Origin of the sequence: Flavobacterium sp. WV_118_3 (assembly GCF_039778605.1) — a bacterium.
Classification (GTDB): Bacteria; Bacteroidota; Bacteroidia; order Flavobacteriales; family Flavobacteriaceae; genus Flavobacterium.
Genome location: NZ_CP156060.1, coordinates 3,180,512 through 3,187,500 on the forward strand (window position 1 = coordinate 3,180,512; position 6,989 = coordinate 3,187,500).

Genomic DNA, 6,989 nt, shown 5'->3' on the forward strand with positions numbered 1-6,989 from the left:
ATACCATTTTACATATTCGCTAACCAACTTTGTGGATTTAGCGTTGTGGTATTTTGTGAGATCAGGAATTTCAGAACCGCTCTACCGGATGAGTTCGTATGGATCTCACCGATACTTTGTTTGATCGATACTTTGTCTCCTTTTCCAACAAATACCTTACTTAAGTTCAGGTAAACCGTTACATAATCCCCGTGCTGAATAAATACCGCTCTATTGTTCGCTGAAATCACCTGTACCTGTAGTACTTCGCCTCCAAAAACGGCTCTGGCATTGGTTCCCGGTTCGGTACTGATTTCCACACCACTGTTGTGAACGATAAGACTTTTATGAATCGGGTGCGGTTGATCACCAAAACCTAAGGATACAAATCCTTTTTCTACCGGCCACGGCAAACGTCCTTTATTGGCTCTGAAATTATCCGCTAAGGCTTTACCTTCCGGTGTTAAATAGAATTTTGTAGTCGATTCGGCTGCCGCTGGTGTTGCTTCAACTTTTTCTGTTTTTTTACCTGCTGCTTTATTTCGCGCTGCTAATGCTGCCGCCGCTTCCCTGGCTTTTCGGTTGGCTTCGGCAATCGCTTCACGGATTAATCGCTGAATCTGTCGGTCGATCGCTCTGGATTCTTCCTGTTTTTTCTTGATGTCACCAGCCAGTTTTTTCTGGTCTTTCTGGATTACTTTCATCAATTTTTCCTGCTCTTTTTTGTCTTCCTCCAGTTCGCGTTTTTCTTTTTCACTTTCGACAATCAGTTTTTCCTTAACCTTTTTCTTGGTCTCCAAAACAACGGTAGCATTCTGAAGTTGCAGGGTTTTGTTTTTGATCTCTACTCCTTGCATTTTTCGGAAGCTCGCATATTGTTTCATATACTGAATCCGTTTGTACGCCTGCAAAAAGTTTTCGGAAGAAAGGACAAACATAATCCGACTTTGCTCCGAACGACTCTTGTAGGATTTGACAATCATCTTGGCATAATCCTCTTTTAAAACCGTTAATTCCCGACCCAGTTTATTAATCTCAAGTTGTTTTAAATAAATATCGTCTGTTAATAGCCGCGTTTGCTTTTGCGTGGTATTGATTAATTTTTCGCTTAATTTGATTTTGGTGCTCTGCTGTGATATTTGTACCAATACCGATTTCTCCTTCTTTTTTTCGGTTTGAAGGAGTTTTTGTACTTCTCGGATTTCTTTCTGGATTTGCGCTTTTCGCTCCTCTAGCTGACGCTGTTTGTCTTCCGTCTGCGACCAGGAGATTACGGATAGCAATAACAACAATATACTAAAGCGGGTTTTGTACATTTTTTATATTTTTTTCAAATTTAGTCAATAATTATTTCTTCGTAGCCTTCCGGAATCGTATACGGAAAATTCAGTTTTTCGTCGAAACTAATACTGTTATAGCTCACCTCGATTTTTACCTTTGTTTTTTCATAAGCATCAATGTTCATGCTCAATGGCAATGTGGCCTTATCATAGGATTTATAGGCCGGATAATTTACTTCCAGCGAACGCAACGGGTTTTGTTGCGAAACAATCTGGTCTTTTAGCAGGAAATTGGCGCCTTCAAACAAAAACTCTTTGATAATGTTGTTGCCCTCTTTCGTTTTTAGCTTGTATTTTTCCCCTTCAATTGAAACGTTGTATTTTGCTTTTGTCAGATCGTCGATTGCTCTTCCCAACAGTAGGTTTTGAACTTTGTTAAAATCCAGGTCGGTTCCCAGCCATTTACTTAATAAACGGTAATCCCCATCAAAATATTTTCCGTCTTTGCTGTAAAAACTGACTCTTTCGGGTGTGATCAGTGCTTTCGCTACCGTGATCAGTCCTAAAGCACGGGCCGTTACCATAATGGTTTCGTCTTTTTTAATTCGGATATCACAGTTGATCGACAAGGCTGTTTTTCCGTCGTCATAGCCGACCGTACTTCTGATACTGGCTGTTTGAAAATCGAGCTTATTGGCATAGTGCCCCTGAATGATCTTCGAAACTTCCACTTTCTCGGATGCACCCTGTTCGGTCACAATGTTTTGTTTGGATTTACAGGATACCAACACTATCAGGGTTAGTACGATACTGATTCGCTTCATTATTTTTTCTGTTTTAACAATTGATCGGCTTTGATAAAATAGCTTTCTTTTTTCTTTTCATCACCCAAACCGTGGTAGGCTTCACCCATCTGGATATTCAGGTTGATTTCCAGGGCTCTGTCTTCTACAACAAAATCCATTCCTGTTTGTAATAACTCAAGGGCTTTTTTATAATTTTTTAGTTGATTTTGTGCCATGCCTGCAAAAAAGTACAACTTTGCATGCGTTGGAAATAAATCCAGATAATCCGCTGCTTTTTTAGTAACCGCATCATATTGTCCGGTATCGGTGTAGGCTTGCAACAACAATTCTATCGTACCGATATCATCTTTTTTTCGCTCCAGACTTTTTTCAAAATAAGCAATCGCATCGGCGTATTTCTTTTTTTCCAGAAAAAAGGTTCCGATTTCTTTTGATACGTTTACATTCGGATCTTCCGCGAGGTAATCGACCGCTTGTGCCAGTTCCTTTTTAAAGGAATTGGTGTTGTTTGAAAAGATCAGGAATTCGTTTAGTACCCGATGCTTGATTTTGGAATCGATTTTTTTGCTTTTTAATACCCGAAACATCGCATCGGCGGCTTTTTGTGGCTCTCTGTTATTCAGATGAAATTTAAAAAGACTTACCTGCGCCCAATCGGAAGTGGGTATTGCTTTTTCCAACTTTTTGGCCACTTCCAGCGCTTTGTCTTCCTGATTGCTTTCGGAATACAAATAGATCAGCTGAATATAATTGCTTTCCTCGGTCGGATTATTTTTAATAGCCTGTTCGAGGTTTTCTTTTTCCGGTTTTCGGAATTTGGCATCACTCAGGATTTGTAGCTTATACATTTCCAGTGTTGCTGTTAATCCCGTGGTTATATCCATTTCATTGATCAGTGCTAAAGCTTTATCAAATTGTTGAGTGTACATATATAAAGACACCAAATCGTCCTGGAACTTTTTGTCAAAACTGATCAGTTTCTCCACAACCGGAATCGAACGGTTAAAGTCTTTGGTTTCGTAATACACATCATACAAACCATTCCAGTACCAACGTTGTTTCGGATCCAGGTCTATCGCTTTTTGAAACGATTTTTCGGCTTCGGCATAGTTTTTCTGAGCCAGAAAATTTTTTCCGAGTTCGTGATGAATCACCGGGTTTTCTGGTTGGGTTTTAAGACATTTATAAAGCGACTGTATGGCTTTATCATAATTTTCGATTCCTTTTTGTTTTAACGATTCGTAGAAGTTATTCTGGAATTCGTCGTTTTCCAAAGCAATAGCATCCGGTTCCTGTTGTTGCGCCGATACCAATGCCGGAACACTCAGAAACCCAAGCAATGTAAAAATTATGAGCTGTCTTTTTATTTTCATCTTATTCTAAAACGGAATAATCTCCGATGCTGATACTGGTAAAATTACCATCGAACGACGCATGATTCCCGATCATCGCATTGTCTAATGTTGCATTTTTAATCGTGACATTGGTTTGTACCAAACTATTTTTAATAGTACTGTTATCTACGATTGTTCCTTTGCCCAACGATACGTTTGGTCCAACTGTTGCGTTAATCAGTACGACATCATCCCCAATAAAACACGGTGGAATGATGGTTGAGTTTTCATTTTTAATGTTTGTCGAAACCAGCGTTTCTCCGTCGTTATGTAAAAAGTTCAACATTCTGGAGTTGGTTTCCACGGTTACATTTTTATTCCCACAGTCCATCCACTCGTCTACCGTACCCGGAACGAACTTCAGTCCTTTTTGTTTCATGTTTTCCAAACCGTCCGTTAGCTGGTATTCGCCACCTTTTACGACATTATTGTCTAATAAATATTGTAGTTCGCTACGTAGGGTTTCACCACTTTTAAAATAATAAATACCGATGATTGCCAGATCGGAAACAAATTCTTTTGGTTTTTCCACAAAATCAACAATCTCGTTTTTGTCGTTTAATTGTACGACACCAAAAGCACTCGGATCATCTACCTGTTTTACCCAGATAACGCTATCGGCAGTGGTGTCTAAAGTAAAGTCGGCTCTGAAAAGCGTATCGGCGTAGGCCACCACAATGGGCCCCGACATACTTTCTTTGGCGCACATAATGGCATGTGCTGTTCCCAACGGTTCGTTCTGGTAATAAATCGTTCCTTTTGCACCTAATTTTTCAGCAATAGCAATTAATTCGCCCGGCACTTTGTCGCCAAAATCTTTATGAATAATGAATGCTATTTCTTCGATTTCCTGATTTAAAACCCCGGCAATATCTTCTACCAATCGGTGAACAATAGGCTTACCGGCAATCGGAATTAACGGTTTTGGTACTGTTAAGGTATGCGGTCTAAGTCGTGATCCACGACCAGCCATAGGGACAATTATCTTCATTTATTTTATATGTTTTTAGGGGTGATACTTTCCTAAAAGCAAGTATCATTTATATATAACGTTTTTTTCTTTTTATCGTTTATTTTACACCGGTGCTTCCAAATCCGCCTTCACCTCTTACGGTTTCCGATAGTGTTCCCACCAGCTCCCATTCGGCTCTTTCGTGTTTCGCAATTACCAATTGAGCCACACGTTCTCCATTTTCAATAACAAACGGCTCGTTGGATAAATTTACTAAAATAACACCTATCTCGCCCCGGTAATCGGCATCAACTGTTCCCGGACTGTTTAGTACGGTAATTCCTTTTTTAAAAGCCAGTCCGCTACGAGGGCGTACCTGCGCTTCATATCCGATCGGTAATTCGATAAAAAGTCCGGTTTTTACTAAAGCTCTTTCCAGCGGATTTAACGTTATCGGATCGGTAATATTGGCTCTCAGATCCATTCCGGCTGAGGCTATTGTTTCATATTCGGGTAATGCGTGTTGTGATTTATTAATTATTTTTATGGTCATTGTATATGTATTTGCTTTGCGTATTCTATTTTGCAATTGTCTTTAAAATTAGAAAAAATCAGGCAACTTTTTTCTTCATAATTCGCAATAAGGTATCTTTTTCGTTTCGGTAAATAAAATATCCGAACGCCAGGATCGCCAATACCCCAAAATAGTAATTGTGAAGTGTCGGAACATAAAAGGAAAGTCCGGCCAGGACTGACGAAACGATCAGATAGCCCAGGATTCTTTTTTTATCATAAGGTATCGGATAGTATTTATTTCCCATAAAATAGGAAATACTCATCATAGTTCCGTAGGCCGCCAGTGTTGCGATGGCCGATCCCATATAACTATAGGTCGGAATTAAAGCATAATTTAGTACCAATGTTACTACAGCACCAACAATGGAAATATAAGCACCCACTTTTGTTCGGTCAATTAATTTGTACCAAACGGATAAACTGGTATAAATTCCTAAAAAGAAATTCGCCAGAATAATGAGTGGTACGACTTTCATCGCCTCCCAATAACTGCTGTTTGGAACCAGGATTTGTTTTAGTACATCGGCAAAAACCACCACACCTAATAAAATCATCGAACCAAAAATAACGAAGTATTTCGTAACAACCGCATAAGTTTGCGGCGCATCTTTTTTATCGGCATGATTAAAAAAGAACGGTTCAATTCCCAAGGTATACGCCGTGCGGAACAATACCATAAAAAGGCCTAGTTTATAACAGGCCGAATAAGCGCCAACTTCTGCTTTGGCAATATTCTGCGGCAATAATTTCCCCAGTAGGATTTTATCGAAATGCTCGTTGATTCCAAATGCCAGCCCGGCAAATAATATCGGTAATCCATAATCCATCATATTTTTCCATAACGGGAAATTGAAATGCCATTTTAATCGGACATAATCCGGTAGGAAAACCAACAGCGTCGCTAAACTCGCAATCAGATTGGCAATAAAAATATAACCTACCTGGTAATCGTGAATATAGAAACTACTGATGAATCCGTCGGGATCGGCTTTGGCTATTTTAGGAAGGAATACTAAAAAGAACACGTTTAGACCAACGTTAATCGTAACGTTGGCTATTTTGATCACTGCATATTTAATCGGTCGCTGGAACGCTCTGAGTTTGGAAAACGGTATCACAACCAAAGCATCCAAAACCAGAATCCAGATGGCATAGGTTACAAACTGGGTTTCCACATCGGCCCATTCGGCCAGCGTACTCCGGAATAATAATCCCATTGCCAGGAATAACATAGACGACCAGAATAACGAAATAGTAGTCGTTTCGATAACGCTTTTTTTGTTTTCCTCTTTGTTGTAAAAACGGAAAAAAGCGGTTTCCATTCCGTACGAAAGGATAACGTTAAAAAAGACCATCCACGAAAGGACAATGGTTACGTTTCCATAGTCACTCTTTGGCATCAGGTCCGTATGAAGGCGAACCAGTAAAAAGCTAAGCATTCTTGGCAGTACCGTCGCTACGCCGTAGATAAATGTTTGCTTGAATAGGTTTTTATATAATCCCAAAATATTTACTTATAACGAATAACGAACAAAAATAGGGATTTCTTTTTGTTTATTTATGCTCCTGTTTTTCTATTCCGATCAGTATTTTGCAGATAATATAAAAAGAATTCCAATATAGTTTATATTTGATTCCAAATGACTTTAAAAATGGAAACACCAAGCTGTTATCTTGAATTTAATTTTCCGAATGATACAATTTTTAACGATTTAAAAGCTGTTTTTGACAAATTTAAAGACGCTCGGGATAATGACTCTGAGCTAAATGATCAATATTGGCTTGAGACCTTTCCGGAATATGCAGCATCCCAATTTTGGTTTTTGGATACCGATATAAAACCACTTAATACAACTGTAGTAAAAACGGAAAATAGCTGGCATTTTTATTCGTTAGTGGAATTACTTTATAAGAATTATGAGGTTGATTTTGTCGGTTTAAGAGTACTTAGTCCCAATATTGGAATTCTAGAATATGATCCGTATTCGTATCCCTATGGTGG

The 6,989-nt window shown here is 39.0% G+C and carries 7 protein-coding genes (1 of these 7 cut by a window edge); 1 reads left to right on the forward strand and 6 read right to left on the reverse strand.

Going from position 1 to position 6,989, the window contains the following annotated elements:
* Positions 1–8: 8 nt before the first annotated feature.
* The 6 genes from ABFU83_RS14940 to ABFU83_RS14965 all read right to left on the reverse strand — a co-directional run bounded on the left by ABFU83_RS14940 (position 9) and on the right by ABFU83_RS14965 (position 6,492).
* Positions 9–1,295, reverse strand: a complete 1,287-nt coding sequence (locus tag ABFU83_RS14940) for a peptidoglycan DD-metalloendopeptidase family protein (RefSeq protein WP_347067078.1) — start codon at positions 1,293–1,295, stop codon at positions 9–11.
* Positions 1,296–1,315: 20 nt separating this feature from the next.
* Entirely contained in the window at positions 1,316–2,083 is a 768-nt protein-coding gene (locus tag ABFU83_RS14945; RefSeq protein WP_347067080.1) for a DUF4292 domain-containing protein, read from the reverse strand.
* Positions 2,083–3,438 (reverse strand): tetratricopeptide repeat protein, encoded by a 1,356-nt coding sequence (locus tag ABFU83_RS14950; RefSeq protein ID WP_347067082.1) that lies wholly within the window; start codon positions 3,436–3,438, stop codon positions 2,083–2,085. Before ABFU83_RS14950 ends, ABFU83_RS14945 begins: the two co-directional genes overlap by 1 nt.
* A gap of 1 nt (position 3,439) precedes the next feature.
* Positions 3,440–4,450 (reverse strand): sugar phosphate nucleotidyltransferase, encoded by a 1,011-nt coding sequence (locus tag ABFU83_RS14955; protein ID WP_347067084.1) that lies wholly within the window; start codon positions 4,448–4,450, stop codon positions 3,440–3,442.
* 79 nt (positions 4,451–4,529) lie between these two features.
* Positions 4,530–4,964, reverse strand: a complete 435-nt coding sequence (gene dut, locus ABFU83_RS14960) for a dUTP diphosphatase (protein ID WP_347067085.1) — start codon at positions 4,962–4,964, stop codon at positions 4,530–4,532.
* A 58-nt stretch (positions 4,965–5,022) separates the two neighbouring features.
* Entirely contained in the window at positions 5,023–6,492 is a 1,470-nt protein-coding gene (locus tag ABFU83_RS14965) for a polysaccharide biosynthesis C-terminal domain-containing protein (RefSeq protein ID WP_347067087.1), read from the reverse strand.
* Between the two features lie 147 nt (positions 6,493–6,639).
* Here ABFU83_RS14965 and ABFU83_RS14970 point away from each other — a divergent pair, with 147 nt between their 5' ends.
* Positions 6,640–6,989 carry the 5' portion of a hypothetical protein gene (locus tag ABFU83_RS14970; protein WP_347067088.1) on the forward strand. Its footprint extends 130 nt past the window's final position, so 350 of the gene's 480 nt are visible here — the first part of the coding sequence; it begins with the start codon at positions 6,640–6,642; its stop codon lies beyond the right edge, outside the window.

What these genes read in the sequence shown, in the direction of transcription:
- ABFU83_RS14940 (WP_347067078.1), bottom strand. Translation starts at nt 1,295, where the DNA reads ATGTACAAAACCCGCTTTAGTATATTGTTGTTATTGCTATCCGTAATC.
- ABFU83_RS14945 (WP_347067080.1), bottom strand. Translation starts at nt 2,083, where the DNA reads ATGAAGCGAATCAGTATCGTACTAACCCTGATAGTGTTGGTATCCTGT.
- ABFU83_RS14950 (WP_347067082.1), bottom strand. Translation starts at nt 3,438, where the DNA reads ATGAAAATAAAAAGACAGCTCATAATTTTTACATTGCTTGGGTTTCTG.
- ABFU83_RS14955 (WP_347067084.1), bottom strand. Translation starts at nt 4,450, where the DNA reads ATGAAGATAATTGTCCCTATGGCTGGTCGTGGATCACGACTTAGACCG.
- dut (WP_347067085.1), bottom strand. Translation starts at nt 4,964, where the DNA reads ATGACCATAAAAATAATTAATAAATCACAACACGCATTACCCGAATAT.